The sequence below is a fragment of the Arthrobacter sp. EpRS71 genome (assembly GCF_001512285.1).
In the GTDB taxonomy this organism is placed as follows: Bacteria; Actinomycetota; Actinomycetes; order Actinomycetales; family Micrococcaceae; genus Arthrobacter.
Genome location: NZ_LNUV01000006.1, coordinates 1,921,242 through 1,943,454, shown reverse-complemented (window position 1 = coordinate 1,943,454; position 22,213 = coordinate 1,921,242). Strand labels below are relative to the sequence as shown.

Annotated in this window: 22 protein-coding genes; 13 read left to right on the top strand and 9 right to left on the bottom strand. The window is 62.8% G+C overall.

Annotated elements, in window-relative coordinates; translation table 11 throughout:
• Positions 1-171 precede the first annotated feature (171 nt).
• Positions 172-1,206, top strand: a complete 1,035-nt coding sequence (locus AR689_RS19370; RefSeq protein WP_062072781.1) for an aldo/keto reductase — start codon at positions 172-174, stop codon at positions 1,204-1,206.
• 164 nt (positions 1,207-1,370) lie between these two features.
• On the top strand, positions 1,371-2,474 hold the full coding sequence (locus AR689_RS19365; protein WP_062072779.1) for a sulfite oxidase: 1,104 nt from the start codon (positions 1,371-1,373) through the stop codon (positions 2,472-2,474).
• A 26-nt stretch (positions 2,475-2,500) separates the two neighbouring features.
• On the opposite strand, the gene AR689_RS19360 is transcribed toward AR689_RS19365, so the two are convergent.
• Entirely contained in the window at positions 2,501-3,856 is a 1,356-nt protein-coding gene (locus AR689_RS19360) for an MATE family efflux transporter (RefSeq protein WP_231745601.1), read from the bottom strand.
• Positions 3,857-4,214: 358 nt separating this feature from the next.
• On the opposite strand from AR689_RS19360, the gene AR689_RS19355 reads away from it, so the two are divergent.
• The 3 genes from AR689_RS19355 to AR689_RS19345 all read left to right on the top strand — a co-directional run bounded on the left by AR689_RS19355 (position 4,215) and on the right by AR689_RS19345 (position 6,322).
• On the top strand, positions 4,215-4,595 hold the full coding sequence (locus AR689_RS19355) for an RNA-binding S4 domain-containing protein (RefSeq protein WP_062072775.1): 381 nt from the start codon (positions 4,215-4,217) through the stop codon (positions 4,593-4,595).
• Between the two features lie 171 nt (positions 4,596-4,766).
• Positions 4,767-5,378, top strand: coding sequence for a DUF6318 family protein (locus tag AR689_RS19350; protein WP_231745600.1), 612 nt, complete (start codon positions 4,767-4,769; stop codon positions 5,376-5,378).
• A gap of 8 nt (positions 5,379-5,386) precedes the next feature.
• Positions 5,387-6,322, top strand: coding sequence for a PKD domain-containing protein (locus AR689_RS19345; protein WP_231745599.1), 936 nt, complete (start codon positions 5,387-5,389; stop codon positions 6,320-6,322).
• A gap of 175 nt (positions 6,323-6,497) precedes the next feature.
• On the opposite strand, the gene AR689_RS19340 is transcribed toward AR689_RS19345, so the two are convergent.
• The 3 genes from AR689_RS19340 to AR689_RS19330 form a co-directional block, all read right to left on the bottom strand.
• Positions 6,498-6,959, bottom strand: a complete 462-nt coding sequence (locus tag AR689_RS19340) for a DUF3817 domain-containing protein (RefSeq protein WP_231745598.1) — start codon at positions 6,957-6,959, stop codon at positions 6,498-6,500.
• Positions 6,960-7,041: 82 nt separating this feature from the next.
• Positions 7,042-7,650 carry a hypothetical protein gene (locus AR689_RS19335; RefSeq protein WP_502686021.1) on the bottom strand — a complete coding sequence of 203 codons (609 nt, stop codon included), beginning with the start codon at positions 7,648-7,650 and terminating at the stop codon, positions 7,042-7,044.
• A gap of 93 nt (positions 7,651-7,743) precedes the next feature.
• The gene (locus AR689_RS19330) at positions 7,744-8,250 is read right to left on the bottom strand and encodes a hypothetical protein (protein ID WP_062072767.1); all 507 of its coding nucleotides are present in this window, start codon (positions 8,248-8,250) and stop codon (positions 7,744-7,746) included.
• A gap of 150 nt (positions 8,251-8,400) precedes the next feature.
• Here AR689_RS19330 and AR689_RS19325 point away from each other — a divergent pair, with 150 nt between their 5' ends.
• From AR689_RS19325 to AR689_RS19305, 5 genes are all read left to right on the top strand, one after another.
• Positions 8,401-9,120 carry a FadR/GntR family transcriptional regulator gene (locus tag AR689_RS19325; protein WP_062072765.1) on the top strand — a complete coding sequence of 240 codons (720 nt, stop codon included), beginning with the start codon at positions 8,401-8,403 and terminating at the stop codon, positions 9,118-9,120.
• 17 nt (positions 9,121-9,137) lie between these two features.
• Positions 9,138-10,145, top strand: a complete 1,008-nt coding sequence (locus AR689_RS19320; protein ID WP_062072763.1) for an asparaginase — start codon at positions 9,138-9,140, stop codon at positions 10,143-10,145.
• 13 nt (positions 10,146-10,158) lie between these two features.
• Positions 10,159-11,574 (top strand): aspartate ammonia-lyase, encoded by a 1,416-nt coding sequence (locus tag AR689_RS19315; RefSeq protein ID WP_062072761.1) that lies wholly within the window; start codon positions 10,159-10,161, stop codon positions 11,572-11,574.
• Positions 11,575-11,712: 138 nt separating this feature from the next.
• Positions 11,713-13,221, top strand: coding sequence for an amino acid permease (locus tag AR689_RS19310; protein ID WP_062072759.1), 1,509 nt, complete (start codon positions 11,713-11,715; stop codon positions 13,219-13,221).
• 212 nt (positions 13,222-13,433) lie between these two features.
• The gene (locus AR689_RS19305) at positions 13,434-14,105 is read left to right on the top strand and encodes a FadR/GntR family transcriptional regulator (protein ID WP_024818473.1); all 672 of its coding nucleotides are present in this window, start codon (positions 13,434-13,436) and stop codon (positions 14,103-14,105) included.
• Positions 14,106-14,124: 19 nt separating this feature from the next.
• Here the strand turns inward: AR689_RS19305 and AR689_RS19300 are convergent, their stop codons facing one another.
• From AR689_RS19300 to AR689_RS19280, 5 genes are read right to left on the bottom strand one after another with little or no spacing between them, the layout of a single operon-like run.
• Entirely contained in the window at positions 14,125-14,994 is an 870-nt protein-coding gene (locus AR689_RS19300) for an amidohydrolase family protein (RefSeq protein WP_062072757.1), read from the bottom strand.
• Positions 14,991-15,956, bottom strand: coding sequence for an aldo/keto reductase (locus AR689_RS19295; RefSeq protein WP_062072756.1), 966 nt, complete (start codon positions 15,954-15,956; stop codon positions 14,991-14,993). Before AR689_RS19295 ends, AR689_RS19300 begins: the two co-directional genes overlap by 4 nt.
• Positions 15,953-16,267 carry an L-rhamnose mutarotase gene (locus AR689_RS19290; protein WP_082698074.1) on the bottom strand — a complete coding sequence of 105 codons (315 nt, stop codon included), beginning with the start codon at positions 16,265-16,267 and terminating at the stop codon, positions 15,953-15,955. Before AR689_RS19290 ends, AR689_RS19295 begins: the two co-directional genes overlap by 4 nt.
• Positions 16,260-17,549 carry an alpha-L-fucosidase gene (locus AR689_RS19285; RefSeq protein WP_062072752.1) on the bottom strand — a complete coding sequence of 430 codons (1,290 nt, stop codon included), beginning with the start codon at positions 17,547-17,549 and terminating at the stop codon, positions 16,260-16,262. Before AR689_RS19285 ends, AR689_RS19290 begins: the two co-directional genes overlap by 8 nt.
• Positions 17,546-18,850 (bottom strand): L-fuconate dehydratase, encoded by a 1,305-nt coding sequence (locus AR689_RS19280; protein WP_062072750.1) that lies wholly within the window; start codon positions 18,848-18,850, stop codon positions 17,546-17,548. The genes AR689_RS19285 and AR689_RS19280 overlap by 4 nt, the downstream gene beginning before the upstream one ends.
• Before the next feature lie 140 nt (positions 18,851-18,990).
• Here AR689_RS19280 and AR689_RS19275 point away from each other — a divergent pair, with 140 nt between their 5' ends.
• The 3 genes from AR689_RS19275 (at position 18,991) to AR689_RS19265 (ending at position 22,128) form a co-directional block, all read left to right on the top strand.
• Positions 18,991-19,905 carry a fumarylacetoacetate hydrolase family protein gene (locus tag AR689_RS19275; RefSeq protein WP_062072749.1) on the top strand — a complete coding sequence of 305 codons (915 nt, stop codon included), beginning with the start codon at positions 18,991-18,993 and terminating at the stop codon, positions 19,903-19,905.
• A 7-nt stretch (positions 19,906-19,912) separates the two neighbouring features.
• Positions 19,913-20,674, top strand: coding sequence for an SDR family NAD(P)-dependent oxidoreductase (locus AR689_RS19270; protein WP_062072747.1), 762 nt, complete (start codon positions 19,913-19,915; stop codon positions 20,672-20,674).
• A 140-nt stretch (positions 20,675-20,814) separates the two neighbouring features.
• Complete coding sequence (locus tag AR689_RS19265) at positions 20,815-22,128, top strand: ATP-binding protein (protein WP_062072743.1); 1,314 nt, start codon at positions 20,815-20,817, stop codon at positions 22,126-22,128.
• The last annotated feature ends 85 nt before the right edge of the window (positions 22,129-22,213 follow it).

Here is a 22,213-nt window from a genome sequence, read left to right as displayed (position 1 = left end):
TCAAGAAATATCGCGAAGTAAGGCCTGTTCCATTACCTCGCAAGACGAAAAACGAAGAAGTTCTACCGCTTGCGTTTATGCCTCTGGCGGGCGTGTGTAGCCTCGATTGAACATCCACGGCCACCCGACTCAGGCCTGGACACCAGCACTGTCCCACCACAGGAAGCCGACATGAGCCTCAACGAGCTACGAACGCTTGGACGCACTGGCGCCCTGATCAGCCCCCTCACGCTGGGCACCCTGAATTTCGGCACCGGCGCCGCACCCACGGGTCCGGCCGAGAGTATCCGCATCATTAAGACCGCCCTCGACGCCGGTATCACCAGCGTGGACACAGCAGACATCTACTCGCAGGGCGAGGCCGAAACGGTGGTGGGCCAGGCCATCCACAGCCGGCGCGACGACGTTTTCCTTGCCACGAAGTTCCACGGCCAGATGGGCTCCAACCCGGCACACGCCGGCAACTCACGCCGGTGGATCGTCCGGGCTGTTGAGGACAGCTTGCGGCGGCTGAACACGGACAGGATCGACCTCTACCAAGCGCACCGTCCGGACTACAACACCGATCTCCTTGAGACCATCACCGCACTGAACGACCTCATCCGGCAGGGCAAGATTCTCTATTACGGCACGTCCGTGTTCAGCCCGGCCCAGCTTGTTGAGGCCCAGTGGATCGCCAACACCAACCACCTGACCCCGCCCGTGGTGGATCAGGTTCCCTATTCGCTGTTGGTGCGTGCCAACGAACGCGACGTTTTTCCCATCACCCAGCAGTACGGCGTCGGGGTTTTGAGTTACGGACCGCTCGACGGCGGCTGGCTGGCCGGCGGTTATCGCGTCGGCGGGGGCCAGCCGGAGAGTTCGCGATCGGCAGCGGTTCCGGGCCGGTTCGATGTGAACGCACCCTTTAACCAAGGCAAGCTGCACGCCGCCGATGCCCTCGCGCAGCTTGCGGCACGCCATGGCTTGACCCTGATACAGCTGGCCGTCGCCTTCGCCCTGAACCACCCGGCGGTGACCAGCGTGGTCATCGGGCCGCGGACCGAGGATCACCTCACCGATTACTTGAAGGCCGCAGATGTGGTGCTCAGCGAGTCCGTTTTGGATGAGATTGATGACATCGTGGCGCCTGCCGTGAACTTCCTGGAGCGCGACGCCGGCACGGTTGCACCCCACCTTGAATACCCGGAACTACGACGCCGGTAGCCCCCTTCCGTTGTGAGGCCTCCTTTGCGTCCCTCCCGCCTGGTTTAGCGCGCAGAGCGGGCCCCACAACAAGGTATTGACGCGGGTTCGGCCGCGGCGTGATCCTTGACCTAAGTGCTGCGGCACTCCGCAGCGTTTAGCTTCCAGTAGAACGCCGCCGTCCCATGTCCAAGCACCACGTCAAACAAAGAGCAACGAAAGCTGCCAACCCAGGTCAGCCCACCCAAGGTCCGCTGACCCACGAAGAACTACAACTCTCCGGGCGGAACCACTCCATGCCGCTTGAAGCCCTGCACGACGACATCACGCCGGCCGGGCTGCATTACCTGCTGATCCACTTCGACATCCCCCATGTTTCCGCTGAGACGTGGCGGCTTCGGCTGGGCGGCGCCGTTGACCGGAGCCTCGAGCTGAGTCTCGAGGACATCAAGGCCCGGCCCTCCGTCACCATGCCCGTCACCCTTGAATGCGCAGGAAACGGACGATCGCTTCTGCAGCCACGTCCCGTCAGCCAACCCTGGGTTCTCGGTGCGGTGGGCACGGCAGAGTGGACCGGAACCCCGTTGGCACCCTTGCTGGAGGAAGCAGGCCTGGTGAGTGACGCCGTCGAACTTGTCTTTACCGGTGCCGACAACGGCATCCAAGGGGGCGTCGAAGAACCGTACGCGCGCAGCCTTTCGGTGGCGGAAGCCATGCATCCCGAAGTCATGCTGGTCTACGCCATGAACGGCAGTCCGCTGCCTATCCAGCATGGCTTTCCGCTCAGGTTGCTGGTGCCGGGCTGGTATGGCATGGCGAGTGTGAAGTGGTTGACCTCGGTCGAAGCTGTGACGTCGCGTTTCATGGGATTCCAGCAGGCGGTCGCGTACCACTATCTCCAAGGACCCGATGGGCCGGGCCTGCCTGTGTCCCTCATTCGCGTCCGCTCCCTGATGATTCCGCCCGGAATTCCAGACTTCTACACTCGGCGACGTGTGGTGGATGCAGGTCCCGTGATGCTGCACGGGCGCGCCTGGTCCGGGCATGGCGAGGTGGATCGCGTGGAGGTGGGGATCGACGGCGAGTGGATGCCGGCGCATGTGGATTCGCCGCTGGGTGATTTCGCGTGGAGGTCGTGGTCCATGGTGTGGGTGGCGAGCCCCGGCGAGCATGTGTTGCGGTGCCGGGCCATGGATTCGTCGGGCGCGCTCCAGCCCACTGAACAGGTGTGGAACTACCAGGGCATCGGGAACAACATGGCGCAGGTGGTTGAGGTGACGGTGCGGTAGTTTTTTGGGGGGGGCGGGCAGGCCCCTCAGATCCTCCCCAGTATCCGATAGCCGAGCTGCCTCGTCCGCATGCTGTACCGCAGGGCAAGAAGAAGCGACGCCACGGCTGCGGACGCAACGGCGACCATCGCCGATTCCCACACCAGGATCCCGACGATGGCAATCGGAATGGTTATCAGATACGTGACCACGGTTGATGGCAGGGAGAGCCACGACGCCCGCTGCTCCACGGTTAAAATCTCCCCGCACAAATTCTCCACAACGTAGGCGGGCACTGCGATGAGATAGGCAGCAGTCAGTATCCACACCAGTCCGACGTCAACCTCATCGCCACCAAAGACCTTGGCAAAAATGGGAACGGCCGCTGCCGTAGCAGCAGCTGCGATGAAACTGGGCCACACAACATACCCACGCGAACGTTGCACTACGGCCTGGGCGTCCTGCTGGCTTCGGCCCCGGGAGTACCCAACAAAAACGCCAACAGCGCTGAGAGTCGCCTGGGGAACCCGGCAGTAGAGAGTCCAGATCCTCGTGGCTACGGCTGCCGCGGCAACAGTGGCCACATCCAAACGGCTGATGAGCATGAAGGGCACCACGGCAGCGGCGTAGTTGTTCATTTGCCTCAACCCGACTCCAAGGCTTGTCACGAACATCTCCCGGGTTAGGGGAATGATTCGGGGTTGATCATTCTCGGCAGCTTTTACCCCGCGACCGCGGGAGAAATGCCGCGCGAGAACAATAACCCCGCAGGCAGCAGTGAGAACCTGAGCGATCACCGTGGCAATGGCCACCGCCATCACCGGGTTGGCTGCCAGCACTTTCAGCGGGCCGTAAACCAGCGCGGCATTGAAGGCCGCATTCAACACAAACACGGTGACGATAAGGACAATCGAAGCGCGTTGTCTCCCCACGATGCGGAGGGTTACCGAGACGGCAGCCAGGGCCAACGTGAAGGGAATGCCCATCATGCGTACGGTTAAGTAGTCGGCGGCTATAGCAGCCACAGCAGGCTCGGACCCCACAGCGTCAAAGATCAGGGGAACAACCCGGGTGACCGCCATACCGGCCGCAGTCCAGACGGCAGCAACGATCAGCAGCGCGGCAAACAATTTGGGCAATAGCCTGCTGGCCTCATTCCGCCCTTCAGCACGAGCCAATTTCACAGCAAAAACGTCGATGATTCCCGCGAAGAAAGCCATAAAGAGCGCGGTCACGAGATCGCCCAAACCTATGCCGGCCACCATGAGGGCGCCGAAAGGGGCCACGAAGGCCAGGTCAATAGCGCCATTTCCGGCGTTCAGGAGATCGACAGCGAACATGGTTCCGGCCAGTGAGACAAACGTCTTAGGAGAGAGCACGGTGTGAGCAGCGGCGCTAGACACCGCCGCCTTTTCCGTTGAATTCGCTTGTTGTGACATCACACTGGCTTTCTGCCGGCTACCGCCGCATGGCCACCGGCACTGCGTCGGTGACTTTGTCATAAGCGCGGCGTACTGACCGGCACGAGTCACACGCTAACACACGTTATTCGCATCTGAGGAGCTTCTCAATTTCGTAGAATAAGTAATTCCAGACACGTAGATAAATAATCCTAAATACGGCTTGCAAGATACCGGACGCCATATAGCTAGTGCTGAATTTCAGCAAGTCACATTGCTGGTCCACTCCGCCAGCGCTCCAGCCACCCTGGCGCCTTGATAGTGCGTCCGTGCACAGAGCCTTGTTATCGGCGACAATTCAATGATGAGCATCCCGTCGTCGTCCCCGGCCAACGTCCGCGTCGACGCTTGGCTGTGGGCAATCCGCGCGTACAAGACCCGTTCCGCTGCCACCGCCGCCTGCCGGGCCGGGCATATTCGCATCAACGGCAACCCCGTCAAGGCTTCGCAGAGCGTGATCATTGGAGACACCATCCGGGTCCGCGAGTCCGGGTGGGAGCGGATCTTGGAGGTGCGGCGACTCATCGCGAAGCGTGTAGGTGCCGAAGCCGCCTCCCACTGCTTCACCGACCACACTCCCCCGCGCCCCGTAGCCCCGAAGCTCGGACTCCCCCAGCGCGACCGCGGCGCCGGCCGGCCAACCAAGAAGGACCGCCGGGAAATGGAGAAGCTGCGGGGCTAGGCCGGTCCCAACTAGCGGTTATCCACAGGCCGCGTTTTCTGACATGAAGAGTTGCCCGACCCCGGCCTAGACTGACCGGCACACCGCCAAACAGCTGCTGGGGAGCCCGTCATGTCACGCCTTTCGTTTGCCACTTTTCCTTTGGTTCACGCCCGAACAGCAGCATTTTGTTTGACCGCTGTCGTCCTCCTCAGCGGCTGCCAGGGTGGCTCCGCACCGAGCAGCCCACCGTCAGAGACCAGCTCGACGACGGCGTCACCCACCGTGAGCGAATCGTCTCCGGCGGCTTCGGCTACTCCGACTGCCTCCCCTGCGTACAAACCCGCCGACGCAACGGGGAAGGCACAGAACGTCCCCGTTCCCGTGATGCCCGAACTGGCGAAGGAGAACTCAAAGGCCGGGCTGGAGGCGTTTATCGGGTACTGGTACGCGACCTATTCCTATGCGACGGAAACCGGTGACCTGGGGCCATGGAGTGAGTCGACGGATGTCATGACGGTTTCCGGTGCCGCATACAAGAAAGCTGTGGAGCTGAATTACACAAACGGCCGCTGGGTAGTTGGCGGCCGCATAACTACGCCAGTCATAGAAGTCCTCTGGCAAGAGGGTTTAGTCGAGCAACCTGCGAAGGTGCAGGTTCTTCAAGAACAAATACAGTATTACGACGCCGACGGGAGCTCCGGCCAGCAAATGACTCCTGAGTACAACACGGCCGAAGCTGTGATGGCCACCTATCGGAACGGCAGTTGGCAGGTCATCGACAACGGATTGATCGTGGGTTAGTCGTGCGCGTGTCTCGTCACAGTCTGTTCTTGCTCATCGCCATCGCAGCATGCGCGTTTTCCGGTGCCGCCCCCTCAGTTGCCGATGACGAGCCGCGTGTCAGCATTGGAAAACACGACACTGCCATCGATATACGCGCCGAGTTCACCATCGATCCAGTCACCGGCGTCCCCTCCACGAATCTTGGACCAGACGCAGCTGAGGACCCGAATCAGTACATGGCCGACATTCATTGCCGGGCAGGCGGAACAGACACGCCCGACAGAGGGTGCCTCACCATGGAATGCCCGGCCAAAACACCTGACGGGGAAGAAGGCACCCCCGTGATCTGGCGGCAGGCTCCGAAATCCATCACGAATCCCACCTGGACCGACTACCCGGCAGTCAGCGGCCCCACCTGCCTCTACGACCCCCAACCCGAAAACGTCCTGGCCAACATCGCCGCCCGGATCCTCAACGACTTCCGACAACTACCCGTCAACCCCGGAACCCTCGAAGCCCAGCCCTTCCCCCACACCCTCAAAGGCGGACCCACCAACTTCTACACCACCGCCGGCGAACAGGCCTTCGACCTCACCATCCTCGGCCAAACAGTCCACCTCACCACCAAACCCACCAACTACAGCTACAGCTTCGGAGACGGCACCACCCTCGGCCCAACACCCGCCGCCGGCTACCCCATCCCCGAAACCGAATGGCTCACCACCGAAACCCGCACCAGCCACATTTACACCAACACCGGCAACTACCCAGCAACCATCACAACCAGCTTCACCGGCACCTACTCCGTCAACAACGGCCCACCACTACCCATCAATGGCACCCTCGACATCACCACACCCACCAAAACCATCCACGTCTGGAAAACAGAAAAAGCACTCGTCGCCGACACCTGCCAAGAAAACCCCAACTCCTGGGGCTGCCCCGAGGCAGTGTCCAGGTAGACGTACCGCCACCACCCACTTTGATCGACTAATCCTGTCGACACACCACAAAGTCGGCGCGTCGAGACCATCCACGATTCAAAGTGGGTAGTGACGGAGCATGAAGGCAGGGATCCTTCTCCTTAAGTGAAAAAAGAACCGGTTCCGAAGAACCGATTCTTTCGCCGGCCGACCTCTAGGAAAACCAGGTACCTGGAGGGCCCATGAACAACAGGAAGCTGAAGACGGCTCCGACTGCAACGAGGGTGACAACTACGGCAAGAATCGGGTTCCGCAGAACCCAAGCCTGGGCTTTCTCGAAGCCTCCTTGAGGTTTCTCGCCTCCGGCAGCCAAACGCCATCCGCCGTCAAGGAGACCGCGGCGGTCGAGCGACTTCTCGGTGGGGATGGTGGCGTACGGGATAACTGCTGAACCAATGGCGAGCAGGCCCGTCCGGGTGGACCATTTCTGGTTGATCCAGGTGAAGGCGGCCGTCGCGGCGTAGCAAAGGAAAACGAAGCCGTGGATGCCTCCGGCAATACTCACACCAACGTCGGTGGTGCGTGTGACGTACTTGAGGAACAGTCCGATCAACAGCAGCGTCCATGTCACGGCCTCGGCGAATGCAACGGTACGGAACAAGGTGCGGGGCTGCATGGAAGTCCTCAGGTAGAAAACGGGAGACACATACTATTTTACCGGCCGTAGAACTTAAACGGCATCGCCGCCAAGAACCGAGTCATTCCGGCTCTGGGAGCGCCTCCCGGTTGCGGATTCGTGAGTCTCCGAATTCGATGGCCACGGGAGCGATCTCCATCTCCGGCTCGTGGCGGGTGCGGGCCTTACCGACGGCGATGTGGGGCAACCACCGGGGTGACCTGTAGCCGAGCGCGGGTGAGCTGAGAATGAAGTCGTCAATGTTGTCCAGGCCAAGATCATCAAGGAGCACGTGGAGACCTTGAACCAATAGCGCCTGGTAATCGTGAACCTCCTGCGGCACGTCCACCTCGAGTCCCAACAGACGTCCACCGCCCAGAGGGATCAGTTTGTCCGATTTCCCCAAAAAGCCCTGCAACACCGGTAACTCCGTCAACCAACTGGCGATCTCCGGAAGTGTCTTCTCCGGAGGAGACAACCCTTTGGTCCAGGCATCGATGTCCCTGCCCAGCTCTTCGAATATGCCGACATGCAGAAGGGTCAAGTGCAAGCCCTGAGGCTTCCGCAGGGCGTCGACGAACCGGTTCAGTCCCTCGTACTCCGAAGGACCTGCACCCACGCGCAGGACGGGCACCTCAACAGTGATTCGAGTTCCATGCGGTTTGCCTGCAGTGGCATTGCTGCCCGTCATGGTTGCCATTATGCGCCGAACGCCCTGCGAGCGGGAGGCCGACGGCGGAACCCGGCCGCCGCCGTCGTACTGCTTTTCGCGTTGTGCCGGGTTTTACTTCTTGGATCGCGCCTGGACCAAGTTGGCAAAAGGCAGGCGCCCATGGGCGTCAACAAAGCCTGCGTGGTAGGCGGCCTCGGCCGAATTTACCTCGGAAGCCGGGAGTTCCTTCCACGCGATGATCAGGTCCAGCGCGTCGCGGAGTTGCCAGATGAGCCGTGCGTCCCACACGACGGTAGGCCGCCCGCGGCCGTAGTCCAGGAACTCTTGGATCTGTTTGCGGAGCCCGCGGTTGCCTTGGCTTCCGGCGCTGGCCTTGCCGATGTACAGCACAGAAGCGTCGGGAACCCATTCGGATTCCAGGGCTTCGCGCTTGAGCGAGGGGTCCTTTTTCTTGAACGTGCCTGCAGTGCTCTTACTGAGGAACGCGGGCTCGAAATCGGCGGCACGAAGGATCGCGAAGATGCCGGGGCCTTGGGGAATCCTCATGGGGTCGAGTTCGTCGATCGGCCGGAATCCAGTAAACCCGTCCGCCGTGAGGGACTTTTTGGTGAAGAGCATGGTCCATTGTGCGGGACCGCGCAGCGCCCGGCCCAAAGACCGACGCATCGGGCTGCCCACAGACTGGCCAGAGACCGGCAAGTGACGCCAAAGCGTGAAGCGACTCTTTCAGCGTTGACAGCCCCTTGTGACCCGTGCCATATTCAAAGCGTGAACCTGTCAGACAGCCGGACAGCCGGACAGCATGATCCCAAGGGTGGGCATACGCCCATCTCTCGCATTTCCGCAGCGGAAGCGGTCTTTGCGGCCCTCCGGCGTGCCATTGAGGGCGGCCAGTTCGATATCGGCACCAAGCTGAGTTCCGAGGCAACGCTTGCAGGCCAGTACGGTGTAAGCCGCTCCGTCATCAGGGAAGCGCTGAGGTCCTGCAACACCTTGGGCCTCACCGTGACCAAGACCGGCAAGGGCACGTTCATTGTGGCCAACAAGGTTGCTAATGACCTTACCTTGGGTCAGTACAGTGCACGCGATCTTAACGAAGCACGTCCTCACATCGAGATCCCGGCAGCGGGACTGGCGGCTCAGAGAAGGACTGACGAAGAGCTCGAGCACCTTAAGGACATCGTCCAGGAGATGCTCACGGAGAACGATCCCGAAGCGTGGGTGAACCTTGACGCCAGCTTCCATTCGGCCGTTGCCCGCGCCAGCGGGAACCGGGTGTTTGCCAGCGTCGTCTCGGATATCCGTGAGGCGTTGGCCCACCAGTCCGAAACCTTGAACCTCGTTGCAGACCGGCAACACCGCTCGGATGAGGAACACGTTGCCGTACTCAACGCCATCGAGGCGGGCGACTCCGAAGCCGCAAGCAAAGCCATGGCCGCTCACCTGCAGGCCGTCAGCGTTGCACTGGACACGATCCTCAGCAAATGACACATCTAAAGGACACTATGCCCGCCCCTGCAGCACCGGCCCACAAGGCCGCGGCACAGAACATAAAGCCACCCCACCACGTCCCGCTCGTAGAGGTAACCCGCGACGGCTTGGTGGAGAGCATCCACTACGGATCGCTGATCGCCCTCCACAAGGACGGCAGCACTGCCGTCGAGGCCGGCGAACCGGACGCGCCGATGTACCCGCGCTCAAGCCTGAAGCCATTGCAGGCTGTAGCCCTGCTCAAGGCGGGCCTGGATCTCCCCCAAAACCTCCTTGCACTCACCGCTGCCAGTCACTCCGGCGCACCGATGCACCGCGACGGTGCCAGCGAAATCCTGAAGCTGCACGGCCTCACCGAGGCCGCCTTGGACAACAGCACGGACCTCCCCTATGGAGTGAAGGAGCGCGAGGATTGGCTGCGCGCCGGCAACGGCCCCACCCAAGTCGCGCAGAATTGCTCCGGCAAGCACGCGTCCATGGCCGCCGTCTGCGTCATCAACGGCTGGCCTGTGGAGGGGTACTTGCACCCCGAGCACCCGTTACAGGTCCTGGTCCGCGACACCATCACTGATCTCACCGGCGAGGAAGCCGCTGCTGTCAGCACGGACGGCTGCGGAACGCCCCTCTTCGCTCACTCCCTGCATGGCATGGCACGCGCTTATGGCCGTCTCGCCGCTGCCGACGAAAGCACCGACGAAGGCAAGGTTGCCCACGCCATGCGCCGGTTCCCGGAGATGGTGGCGGGTGAAGGCCGCGACGTCACCGCCCTCATGCGCGCCGTTCCCGGCCTGCTCGCGAAGGACGGCTTTGAAGGCCTCCAACTGGTTGGCCTCCCGGACGGCACCGGCGTCGCGGTGAAGATTTCCGACGGCGGCGATCGCGCCCGCATGCCCATCACCGTTGAGGTTCTTCGCCGGTTGGGCGTCGACGGCGGCAGCCTGGACACACTTCAGAGCCCACCTGTGCTGGGCGGCGGCCTTCCGGTCGGCGAGCTCCGCGCAGCCCAAATTTTCAGCAACTAAACCAAGGACAGCTATGACCACCGTCGATCAGGCGATCCCCCTCCGTTCCGAACACGACCTTTTGGGCGACCGCAATGTACCTGCGGATGCTTACTGGGGCGTCCATACCCTCCGCGCCATCGAGAACTTCCCGATCACCGGGCAGCCCCTCTCCACCAACAAGCACTTGGTCAGGGGTTTGGCCGCCGTGAAGCAGGCAGCCGCACGCACCAACCACGAGCTTGGCTTGCTGGACGCCGAAAAGGCAGGTGCCATTGAACAGGCATGCCAGGACATCATGGACGGCATGCTTCACGAGCAGTTCATGGTGGACGTGATCCAGGGCGGCGCCGGTACCAGTTCCAACATGAACGCCAACGAGGTGATCGCCAACCGTGCCCTGGAGATCCTGGGTCACCCCAAGGGCGATTACTCCAAGCTTCACCCGAATGACCACGTCAACCTCAGCCAGTCCACCAACGACGTCTACCCGACGGCGGTGAACCTGGCCACGATCTTTTCCGTGAAGGAACTCCTTGAAGCCCTCGAAGAACTCGAGGTGGCTTTCGCTGAGAAGGGCCGGGAGTTCCGGACCGTTGTGAAGATGGGGCGCACGCAGTTGCAGGACGCGGTTCCCATGACTCTCGGCCAGGAGTTCGGCGGGTACGCCGTGACCATCGGTGAGGACCGCGCGCGCCTGGACGAATCCCACATGCTGATCCACGAGATCAACCTTGGTGCAACGGCAATCGGTACGGGTTTGAATGCCCCGGCCGGATACGCGGAAGCCGCGTGCCGCCACCTGGCCGAGATCACGGGCCTGCCCCTCCTCACTGCTGCTGACCTCATTGAGGCCACACAGGATGTGGGCGCGTTCGTCCACCTGTCCGGTGTGCTGAAGCGTGTGGCAGTGAAACTCTCCAAGATTTGTAACGACCTCCGCTTGCTGTCCTCCGGACCGCGTGCGGGTTTGGGTGAGATCAACCTTCCGGCTGTTCAGTCCGGTTCGTCGATCATGCCCGGCAAGATCAATCCGGTGATCCCGGAAGTGGTCAGCCAGGTGGCGTACGAAGTCATCGGCAACGATGTCACCGTCACCATGGCCGCGGAGGCAGGCCAGCTTCAGCTGAATGCCTTCGAACCGATCATTGTGCACAGCCTGCACAAGAGCATCTCCCACCTGGAAGCAGCGTGCCGCACCCTTACGGCACGCTGCGTCCGGGGCATCACAGCAAACACCGAACGGCTACGGCTTACCGTGGAGCAGTCGATCGGTCTCGTCACGGCATTGAACCCGCATATCGGCTACGCCTCCGCCACCGCTATCGCCCAGGAAGCGCTGGCAACAGGCAAGGGCGTTGCAGAACTCGTGTTGGAGCATGGTCTCTTGACCGCCGCCCAGCTTGAAGAACTGCTGAGCCCCGAACGTCTGGCAAATCTCAGCAAATAGGCCGAATCAGGCCTGTAAGCTCAACGACCAGCCGTCCCGCCCCATGAGGCATACCCCCACGAGGCTTAGTTCTGCGTGCCCGAGTCCTTCCCCGGACGCACACAGGACACCCCCAACAGGACACCCTTAAGGATTCCAATGACCAACCCCATCACGGACCACACGGTCCCGGCCCAAGCGCACGCCAGCGAGAAAGCCCTCCACAAGGAGGACTCCGGCTACCACAAGGACCTCAAGCCCCGCCAGATCCAGATGATTGCGATCGGCGGCGCGATCGGTACCGGGCTGTTCCTTGGCGCCGGTGGCCGACTCAACGCAGCTGGTCCTTCCCTTGTGATCGCCTACGCAGTCTGTGGCTTCTTCGCGTTCCTGATCCTCCGCGCCCTCGGTGAACTGGTTCTGCACCGCCCGTCGTCGGGATCCTTCGTTTCCTATGCCCGCGAGTTCTACGGCGAGAAGGCCGCGTTCGTCTCGGGCTGGTTCTACTGGATCAACTGGGCCACTACCACCATCGTGGATATCACAGCGGTGGCCCTGTACATGAACTTCTTCGGCAAATACATCGCCTGGATGGGTGCCGTTCCGCAGTGGGCCTGGGCGCTCATTGCTCTGGTGGTTGTCCTCTGCCTCAACCTGGTTTCCGTGAAGGTTTTCGGCGAGATGGAGTTCTGGTTCGCGTTGATCAAGGTGGCCGCCCTGGTGGCCTTCCTCCTGGTTGGCACGTACTTCGTCATCTTCGGCACCCCGGTGGATGGACAGGAAGTGGGCTTCAGCCTCATCTCGGACAACGGCGGCATCTTCCCCAACGGCATTCTGCCCATGATCATCCTGATGCAGGGTGTGCTGTTCGCCTACGCTTCGATCGAACTGGTGGGAACCGCTGCTGGTGAAACTGCCAACCCGGAGAAGATCATGCCCAAGGCCATCAACTCCGTGGTCTTCCGCATCGCCGTCTTCTACGTTGGTTCTGTCATCCTGCTGGCGCTCCTCCTCCCGTACACCGCCTACGAAAAGGGCGTCAGCCCGTTCGTAACGTTCTTCGGTTCCATTGGTGTTGAGGGCGTGGACGTCATCATGAACCTCGTGGTGCTCACCGCAGCGCTGTCCTCGTTGAACGCAGGGCTCTACTCCACCGGCCGTATCCTCCGCTCCATGTCCGTGGCCGGTTCGGCCCCGAAGTTCGCCCAGCGTATGAACAAGGCCGGCGTTCCGTACGGCGGCATCGCCATCACGGCCGGTGTTTCCCTGCTCGGCGTCCCGTTGAACTACCTGGTCCCGTCCGACGCCTTCGAGATCGTCCTGAACGTCGCATCGGTGGGCATCATCGTCACGTGGGCCACTATCGTCCTGTGCCAGATGCAGCTCAAACGCTGGTCCGACAAGGGCTGGGTGAAGCGCCCCTCCTTCCGGATGTTCGGCGCCCCGTACACGGGCTGGCTGTCCTTGGTCTTCCTGCTGGCCGTCCTGGTCATGGTGTTCATCGAATCGCCGCTCACCATGTTGGTCACCGCGGTTGCCTGCGGGCTCATGGTGTGGGGCTGGTTCCTGTGCCGCAAGCAGATTCATGAGATTGCCGCCACCCGCGACGGTTATACGGGCAGCGCGCCCGTCATTGCCAACCGTCCGATGCCCGGCGGCGACAAGTAACAGCGGCAAGAAGCCAAGCCTCCAATAGCGAACGACGGCGGCACCCGGGTTCCGTACCAATCGGAACCCAGGTGCCGCCGTCGTGCGTTAACGCCCCCAACTGGGTAGCAGATCAGGTCGTTCCCAGCGCTGAGAACGACCTCAACTGCGACTTAGTTGGGTGCGGAGGCGTCGGAAACAGACATCCGATCATTCGTGGCTACTATTGGTCCATGGCTGTCACAGACGAGGCGATCAGCAAGATCAAAGACATGCTGATCCGCGGCGAACTCAAGGCCGGCGATCGACTTCCGCCGGAAAAGGAACTGAGCGAACGGCTCGGTCTTTCAAGGAGTTCGTTGCGCGAAGCCGTGAAAGCCCTTGAGCTGATCCGAGTGTTGGATGTTCGCCGCGGCGACGGCACCTACGTGACCAGCCTTGACGCGAAGCTGCTCAACGAAGCCGTGGCCTTTGTGGTGGACCTGCACCAGGACCGTTCCATCTTGGAGCTCTTTGAGGTCCGGCGAATCCTGGAACCCGCCACCGCGCACTTGGCGGCCGGCAAAATCACGCCGGACGAGCTCCTGGCGCTCAGAAGCACCATGGACGGCATCGACGAGAACACGGACGTCGAGGAACTCGTGGCCCATGACCTGCAATTTCACAGCATCATCACCGAGGCCGCGGGAAACGACTACCTCGGGAGCCTCTTGGAAGCCCTGTCCAGCAGCACGGTGCGGGCCCGGATTTGGCGTGGGCTGACGCAGGAAAAAGCGGTGGCGCACACTTTGGCCGAGCACCACGCGATCGCGGACGCCCTGGAACGGGGCGACGCCGAACTGGTGCGGGCCTTGGTGACCGTGCACATCAGCGGCGTGGAGAACTGGCTGCGGCAGGCACTCTAGACTGCGGCAGGCAGTCACTCTAACCCTGGGCCGAAGGGGTGGCTCCCAAGCCGTAGACCCGGATGGCCGTCTCCTCCAGAATCAGTTCCTGCTCCGAGGGAGTCAACGAGGACACCAGTTCCAGCAGCACATCCAGCGTCCGGCCATAGGGTGCACCCAACGTACTCACTGGCCAGTCACAGCCAATCATCAAGCGTTCGGGACCGAAAGCCTCCAACGCTGATTCGAACAGGGAACGCAACGCATCCGGGGTGTACTCAACCCCGGGCAGGTGCAGTCCGGACAGTTTGGCCACCGAGTTCGTTTCCCGCCCTAGCGCCATGAAGTCCGCCCGCCACGAGACCATGAGCTCAGGATCAGCCAGCGGCGGCTTACCCAGGTGGTCCAGCACAACGGTCAGTTCCGGCATGTCGCGGGCGAGCCGAACCGCAGAACCAAGATGCCTGGGGAACGCATCCGGGATGTCCAGGGTGAGCCCGCGCTGAGCCATCAACGCCAGGGACTCCCGAACAGTGGGTAGATCCAGAAAGTCGCTTCGCGGATCAGCGTGCAGCAGGTGCCGCACTCCCTTGAACACCGGGTGGGCAGAGAACCGGTGCAGCTGCTCCGCAGCTTCGGCCGGCGCATCCAACCTGATCCAGCCAACCACTCCAAACACCCAGGGATTCCGCGCGGCAATGGCCATCATGCTCTCGGTGTCGGCAACGGCGTCGTCGGCCTGCACCAGAACGGCTCCCCTGACCCCGGCAGCGTCCAACGCCTCGCGCGCCTCATCTTCGCCGAAACTGCGGAAGAGAGCACCATGCTGCGGACCAAGCCACGAATAGGGCCGCGCACCGCCGGTGACGAAAGAGTCCAGGGTCCACAAGTGGAGGTGCGAATCAATCACCGCCCAACACGCCCCAAAGCCTCCCACAGCCCTTCCGGTACGGGCGCCTCCATACGGGCCGAGTTCGTGGCCACCTGTTCAGGGGAAGTCGCCCCGGCTGTCACATTCACCACTGCCGGATGCCGCAACGGGAACTGAAGTGCCGCCGTCGGGAGTTCCACGCCGAAATCGCGGCAGACGGCCGCGAGCGCACGCGCCCGTTCCAGCACCTCCGGCGGGGCCTGATCGTAGTTGTAATGGGCGTCTTCGGGGACGTCGGGCCGGGCCAGGAGGCCGGAGTTGTAGGCGCCAACGCTGACGACGCCGATGCGGCGCTCCAGACAGCGTTCAAGCAGCGGGACGTCGGGCTGCTCAAGCAGCGTGTACCGTCCGGCGAGCATCACGAGGTCCAAGTCGGCGGCTTCGACGCATTCCAACGCTGCCTCGGCGGAGTTGATGCCGACACCAATGGCCCGGACCAATCCCTCGGAGCGCAGCTTCTCCAGAGCAGGAAGGCCTTGGGAGATTCCGGCCTGCAGATCGTGGACGTCGGGGTCGTGGAGGTAGGCGATGTCCACCTGGTTCAAACCGAGCCGTTCCAGGGAGTCCTCGATGCTGCGCCGGATGCCCGCTTCGGAAAAGTCCCATACACGCCGGGTGGCGGCGGGGACGTCGAAACCCTCGGGGTCCTGTCCACCGCTGGCGTTGGGTTCCAGAAGCCTGCCCACCTTCGTGGAGATGACGAACTCCTCGCGGGGCTTGTCCCGGAGAACAGCGCCCAATCTTTGCTCCGACAGGCCCAGGCCGTAGTGGGGTGCGGTATCGAAGTAGCGGATTCCGGCGTCCCAGGCTGCCAGCACTGTTGCGAGCGCTTCTCCGTCGGGGATGGCCCGGTAGAGGTTTCCTATGCCCGCCCCGCCGAAGCCGAGCTTGCCGAAGCCGAGCTTGCCGAAGCCGAGCTCGCCGAGCTCATGTGCGTTCATGGCAGTTCCCATACTTTCTGGATACCCGCATCCTCCCCTGAGTAATCGTCCTGGACCTCCAAAAGTTCGGCCATTCGCGCTTGCCACGGCACGTTGGCCGGATGGTGGGCGAGTGCATGCCGCATCGCTTGGTAGTCGTCCACGTCCACCACGTGGAAGAGGTCGAGTCCGCTGCGCCAGATCCGCCAGTTCCGTACGCCGGCCTCTTTGAGCGCTGCTACCAGCTCAGGGGGAATGTTGGCGTGGGCGTCGGCGTACTCTGCTTCCGTTCCGGCCTTGAGGCGGGTGTGGAGGGCGATGCTTTCAGTCACGAGCCGCGTCCTTGAGGTAGAGCTCCAGGACGGGAACCGCCACATCAGGCCGTTGAACGGGGAGTTTCACGGTGAGGGTGCCCGGCGGTTGGCCCCCGGGAATAGTGTTGAAGGCTTCCTGGTCCGGGTCCACTTCCTGGAGGAATACCTCGGATGCGTCGTTGAGGAGTTGGGCGTACTCCACCTTCCCTGCGAGCCCGGGGAGGTGAATGTACTCGAAGGGCCAGGCGAACAGGTGGACGTAGAGCCGGTTTCCCCGCTGGGTGTACCGGGCATCCGGCGGAGCGATGAACTGTGCGGGACCGGCTCCGTAGATGGAGCGGGAGTGCAGTTTCATCCACTCTCCGATGCCCTTCAATGAGGACAGCGCACGCGGATCGATGCTCCCGCGTCCCGTGGGGCCGATGTTGAGCAGCAGGTTCCCGTTGTTGGATACCCCGTCAACCAGCATGCGGATGAGCAGGTCCACGGTCTTGTAGTTGAGGTTGTCGCGGTGGTACCCCCAACTCCCGTTCAGCGTTTGGCAGGCCTCCCAGGTGACCGCTTCGCCGTCGAGCATCATGGGTTCGGTGGGCTGGTACTGCTCAGGTGTGACCACATCCCCGGGGATACCCAGGCGATCGTTGACCACGATCCCGGGTTGAAGTTCCCGTACCATCGCCAGCAGTTTCCCGGAGTCCCAGTCATCGCTGCCCTTGCCGCCCCAAAATTCGGCGATCTTGGTGTCGGCGTAGGAGAAGTCGAAGAACAGGTAGTCGATGGTTCCGTAGTTGCTCAGGAGTTCCCGCACCTGGCCGTGCAGATACTCGCGGTAGCGGCCCATATCGCGTCCGGCGTTCAGGCTCTCGACGTCGGCGCTGTTGCGTTGCGGATGTACCCCGTCAATGGTGAAGTCCGGGTGGTGCCAGTCGATCAGCGAGTGATAGAAGCCCACCCTGAGCCCTTCGGCGCGGAGTGCCTCCACATAGGGCGCGATCAGGTCACGGCCGGCGGGCGTGTTGGTGGCTTTGTAGTCCGTGAGCGCGGAATCCCAGAGGCAGAAGCCGTCGTGGTGCTTGGTGGTGAGGACTACGTACTTCATGCCGGCGTCCCGGGCAGCACGAGCCCACTCGCGGGGATCATAGAGGTCCGGATCAAAGCGTTGGAAGTACTTGGAGTACTCCTCCACAGTGATTTCTTCCTGGTTCATCACCCACTCGTGCCGTGCCGGGAGCGCGTAGAGGCCCCAATGCACGAACATGCCAAGGCGTGCTTCTTCAAACCAAGGTGCGTGCCGGATCAACGGGATTCCTTCCAGACGGGGCCGTGGGGAAAGCTGTACGCGGCCAGTGTTTCACGGAGCATTTCGTTTCCAGCGCCAGGGTTCGACGGCGGCCAGTACGCGCCGCTGTGGACCACCACGGGTGTGATGAAGTGTTCGTGGAGGTGGTCCACGAATTCAATCGTGCGATCCTCTTTGGTTCCGGACACGGCAACAAAATCAAACATGGACAAATGCTGCACGGCTTCACAGAGCCCAACGCCGCCAGCATGCGGACATACGCGCACGCCGAACTTGGCAGCGAGCAGGAGAATGGCTATGTTCTCGTTCACTCCGGCCACGCGGGCGGCATCGATCTGCAGGACCTGGAGCGAGCCTGCCTGGAGCATTTGCTTGAACACCACACGGTTCTGGACGTGCTCGCCGGTGGCCACGGGGATTGGCGCCACTCCCCGGGCGATGGCGGCATGGCCCAGGATGTCGTCCGGGCTGGTGGGTTCCTCGATCCAGGCGATGTCATAGGGGGCAAGGTGGGCCATCCAGTCAATGGCTTCCTGGACGTCCCAGCGCTGGTTGGCGTCCACCGCGATCTTGATGTCAGGCCCCACGGCTTCACGGGCTGCCCGGACGCGGCGGATGTCGTCCTCCAAGGAGGCGCCCACTTTCAGCTTGATCTGGGCGAATCCGTCAGCCACGGCTTCCTTGGCCAGCCGCGTCAGTTTCTCGTCGCTGTAACCCAGCCATCCCGGCGTCGTGGTGTATGCGGGGTAGCCCTCAGCGCGAAGTGCCGCTGTGCGCGCTTCCCTGCCGGGCTCGGCGGCGCGAAGGATGGCCAGCGCTTCGTCCGGAGTCAGCGCGTCCGTGAGGTAGCGGAAGTCCACCAGTGCTACGAGTTCTTCGGGTGTCATTCCGGCCAGCAACTCCCACAAGGGCAGTCCTGCACGCTTGGCTTTCAAATCCCACAGCGCATTCACCACGGCGCCGATTGCCATGTGCATGACGCCTTTCTCGGGCCCCAGCCACCTCAGTTGGGAGTCGTGTGCCAGCAGCTTCCACGTGGCGCCCATGTCATTGAGCAGCTCCTCAACTGACCGGCCGAGGATGTGACCGCGCAAAGCATCAAGCGCTGCGGTTTCCACCTCGTTGCCGCGTCCAATGGTGAAAACGAAGCCATGGCCTTCGAGATGATCGCCGGCGTCGGTGCGGATGATCAGGTACGCGGCGGAGTAGTCCGGGTCCGGATTCATGGCATCCGAGCCGTCCAGTTCCAGGGATGTGGGGAAGCGGATATCGAACGTATCCACGGCGGTGATGGTGCTCATGCGGCTCCTGAAGTGCGTCACGATTCTTCACCGAGCCTAAACATCCGATGTCTACCTTGTCAATGGGTCACATTTCCGTATTATGGGTGAAAACACCACACTAGAGCTCGGATGTTAGTCCCGAACGCACGGAGGAAGCCATGACCTTGAAATTCGCCAGGCTGGGTACAGCCGGAAACGAACAACCGGCCGTCATTGCCCAGGACGCCGACGGCACCGAGAAATACTTCAGCCTTACGGCCCTGACTACCGACATCGACGGCGGTTTCCTCGCCTCCGACGGCATCGGACGGACCCGCGAAGCCCTGAACAAAGGGGAACTTCCGGAAATCTCACCGGAGGGCCTGCGCATCGGCGCACCCGTGGCACGTCCCGGCGCCGTAGTGGCCATCGGTCTCAACTACACGGCCCACGCCGCCGAATCCGGCGCCACCCCGCCCGAAGTTCCCGTGGTGTTCCTGAAGCCGAGCAACACCATCGCCGGGCCGTTCGACGCCGCCCCCATCCCGCCGTCGTCGGAAAAGTACGACTGGGAAGTGGAACTAGCCATCGTGATCGGCCGGGAAGCGTCATACCTTTCCTCCGTCTCCGACGCCGAAGACTGCATCGCGGGCTACGCCGTGGCCAACGACCTCTCGGAGCGCGACTACCAGATTCCTGGCGCTGCCGGACAGTGGACCAAAGGCAAGTCCCTCCCCGGTTCCACTCCCCTGGGCCCGTGGCTGGTTCCCGCTGCCGACCTCGACCCCCGCAGCCTGCGCCTCCAGACACTGGTCAACGGCGAACCACGCCAGGATTCCAATACCTCGGACATGATCTTCGACCCCGCCACGATCGTCCACCACCTCAGCCAGTACATGGTCCTGGAACCGGGCGACATCATCATCACCGGCACCCCCGAGGGCGTGGCACTGTCCGGCCGTTTCCCCTTCATCCAGCCCGGCGATGTGGTGGAGCTGGAAATCGAAGGGCTGGGACGCCAGCGGCAGGAGTACTTCCGCGCACAGGCCGGCTCCCGGTCCGGGGCAACCGCCCCCGTCAGCATCAACGCCTGAGCCCGCCATGACACCCTCGGTGAGCAACGAGTTCCACGGACTGACAGCACTTGTGACCGGCGGCGCCTCCGGAATCGGGGCAGCCATCGCGGACCGCCTCGTCGCCGGGGGTGCACAGGTTGCGGTCCTGGACCTCGCACCCGAAAGCAGCCCGCACTTCGGGGTGCAGTGCAACGTAGCCGACGACGCGTCGGTGCGTACCGCCGTCGAGCACGTAGTGCAGCACTTCGGTGGGCTGGACATCGTGATCAACAATGCGGGCATCGGCGCGCAAGGAGACATCTCGGCCAACGATGACGACGAATGGCTGCGTGTCCTGAACGTCAACGTGGTGGGCATAGCGCGCGTCAGCCGCGCCGCCCTGCCGTATCTGCGCACATCCCCGGCGGCCGCGATCGTGAACACCTGCTCCATCGCGGCCACGGCCGGCCTCCCGCAGCGTGCCCTGTATTCGGCATCGAAAGGTGCAGTGTTGTCGCTGACGCTCGCCATGGCCGCGGACCACATCCGTGAGGGCATCCGCGTCAATTGCGTGAACCCCGGCACCGTGGACACCCCGTGGGTCGGCCGGTTGCTCGACTCCGCAGCCGACCCCGCAGGCGAGCGCGCTGCCCTTAACGCCCGCCAACCACACGGCCGGATGGTGGACCCTGCCGAGGTGGCCGGCGCCGTCGCTTACCTGGCGAGCCCGCTGTCCGGTTCGACGTCGGGAACCTCACTGGCGGTCGACGGCGGCATGCAAGGTCTGCGGCTGCGGCCGGTTCAGTAAGGGCTGGTTCAGTCCGGCTTTCGTAACGCAACCCCGTTTCGTAACGCAACGGGCCCGCAACCTCCTGCAGCGATGCTTCGCCTATGCTCAACTCCAAGAGATCAACGGCGACTCACTTAACAGACTCAGGAGATACAGCCATGAGCAACTGGCGCATCAGGGACTTTCACTCGTCCGATTTGGACGGCATCCTGCACCTCTGGGAGTCACTCAAGGCGGACGGCGTGGAGCCTGTGTACGCGTTGTCGGAGGTCCTGGCGTCCTGCGAAAAGGACCATGCGGTGGTAGCGGTGCAGGGAGAGCAGGTGGTGGGTGCCGCCGTCGGACGCGCCGCGCACGACCAAGGCTGGATCGTCTTCCTGGCCACGCTCACTGAGTTCCGCGGCCGTGGGATCGGCACCTCGCTGCTGTCCGCCGTCGAGAACCGTATGGCGCCGCACGGCCTCAACAAACTCTCCGCGCTCATGCCGGAAACGGAAACGCGGGTGGAAGCGTTCCTGGGCCGCGGCTTCGTGGTGAAGAAGAACCTGCGCTACTTTGAGCGGACCATTCCCGTTCAGCGGCAGGAACTCGGAGCGTTGGGGCTGCTGGGTGGCCGCATCCTTGCCCGCGATCTCTGGGAGAACGTGGCGGGCATGCGCCGCGAGAAGGAACTCCTGGAACGTCGCCTGGTACTCCCCCTGGCCGAGGCCGACCTCGCCGACGAATACGGTGTGGTTCCACCCCGGGCCGTGGTGCTTTTCGGCCCTCCCGGCACCGGTAAAACCACCTTCGCCAAGGCCATCGCTTCCCGCTTGGAGTGGCCGTTCGTTGAGGTCTTTCCCTCCCGCCTGGCCGCCGATCCCAAGGGCCTGGCGGGTGCGCTGCGCGAGACCTTTCTGGAAATCGCCGAGCTGGAACACGCCGTAGTGTTCATCGACGAAGTGGAGGAGATCGCGTCCCAACGTGCCGGTGATCCGCCGTCGCCGTTGCAGGGCGTCACCAACGAGCTCCTCAAAATCATCCCGGCCTTCCGCGAACAGCCCGGCCGTTTGCTGGTGTGCGCCACCAACTTCATCCGCGCACTGGACACCGCGTTCCTGCGCCACGGCCGGTTCGATTACGTCATCCCCATCGGACTCCCGGACGTCCATGCCCGCGAAGCCATGTGGCAGCGATTCATCCCTGCCTCCGTGGTGGACTCGGTTGATATTGCCCAGCTGGTGGAACGGACCGAGGGCTTCTCACCCGCGGACATCGAGTTCGCCGCCCGCAGCGCCTCCCAGCGGGCTTTGGAAAAAGCCGTGTACGACGACGACCCTGCTTCGGGCGGTTCGGCTGGCGTTGCGTCCAACGGGCGGAAGGGGCCGGTCACCCAGGACTACCTCGACGCGATCGGCGACACCCGGACCACCGTCAGTCCCGAGGTGCACCAGGACTTCCTCGAAGACATCGACGTTCTGGGGCGCGTATAGCCTTCTCTCTTCCCGAGTTCGCCGGAACCGTGTCAGATCGCCGGAACTCTCCAGCGGTCTCGACGCATTCCGGCGATCTCGGCGA

Coding starts and splice junctions, on each gene's coding strand:
- AR689_RS19370 (WP_062072781.1), top strand. CDS start 172: ATGAGCCTCAACGAGCTACGAACGCTTGGACGCACTGGCGCCCTGATC.
- AR689_RS19280 (WP_062072750.1), bottom strand. CDS start 18,850: ATGAGCACCATCACCGCCGTGGATACGTTCGATATCCGCTTCCCCACA.
- AR689_RS19315 (WP_062072761.1), top strand. CDS start 10,159: ATGACCACCGTCGATCAGGCGATCCCCCTCCGTTCCGAACACGACCTT.
- AR689_RS19355 (WP_062072775.1), top strand. CDS start 4,215: ATGATGAGCATCCCGTCGTCGTCCCCGGCCAACGTCCGCGTCGACGCT.
- AR689_RS19320 (WP_062072763.1), top strand. CDS start 9,138: ATGCCCGCCCCTGCAGCACCGGCCCACAAGGCCGCGGCACAGAACATA.
- AR689_RS19310 (WP_062072759.1), top strand. CDS start 11,713: ATGACCAACCCCATCACGGACCACACGGTCCCGGCCCAAGCGCACGCC.
- AR689_RS19335 (WP_502686021.1), bottom strand. CDS start 7,650: ATGACGGGCAGCAATGCCACTGCAGGCAAACCGCATGGAACTCGAATC.
- AR689_RS19330 (WP_062072767.1), bottom strand. CDS start 8,250: ATGCTCTTCACCAAAAAGTCCCTCACGGCGGACGGGTTTACTGGATTC.
- AR689_RS19265 (WP_062072743.1), top strand. CDS start 20,815: ATGAGCAACTGGCGCATCAGGGACTTTCACTCGTCCGATTTGGACGGC.
- AR689_RS19340 (WP_231745598.1), bottom strand. CDS start 6,959: ATGCAGCCCCGCACCTTGTTCCGTACCGTTGCATTCGCCGAGGCCGTG.
- AR689_RS19295 (WP_062072756.1), bottom strand. CDS start 15,956: ATGAACGCACATGAGCTCGGCGAGCTCGGCTTCGGCAAGCTCGGCTTC.
- AR689_RS19270 (WP_062072747.1), top strand. CDS start 19,913: ATGACACCCTCGGTGAGCAACGAGTTCCACGGACTGACAGCACTTGTG.
- AR689_RS19275 (WP_062072749.1), top strand. CDS start 18,991: ATGACCTTGAAATTCGCCAGGCTGGGTACAGCCGGAAACGAACAACCG.
- AR689_RS19305 (WP_024818473.1), top strand. CDS start 13,434: ATGGCTGTCACAGACGAGGCGATCAGCAAGATCAAAGACATGCTGATC.
- AR689_RS19365 (WP_062072779.1), top strand. CDS start 1,371: ATGTCCAAGCACCACGTCAAACAAAGAGCAACGAAAGCTGCCAACCCA.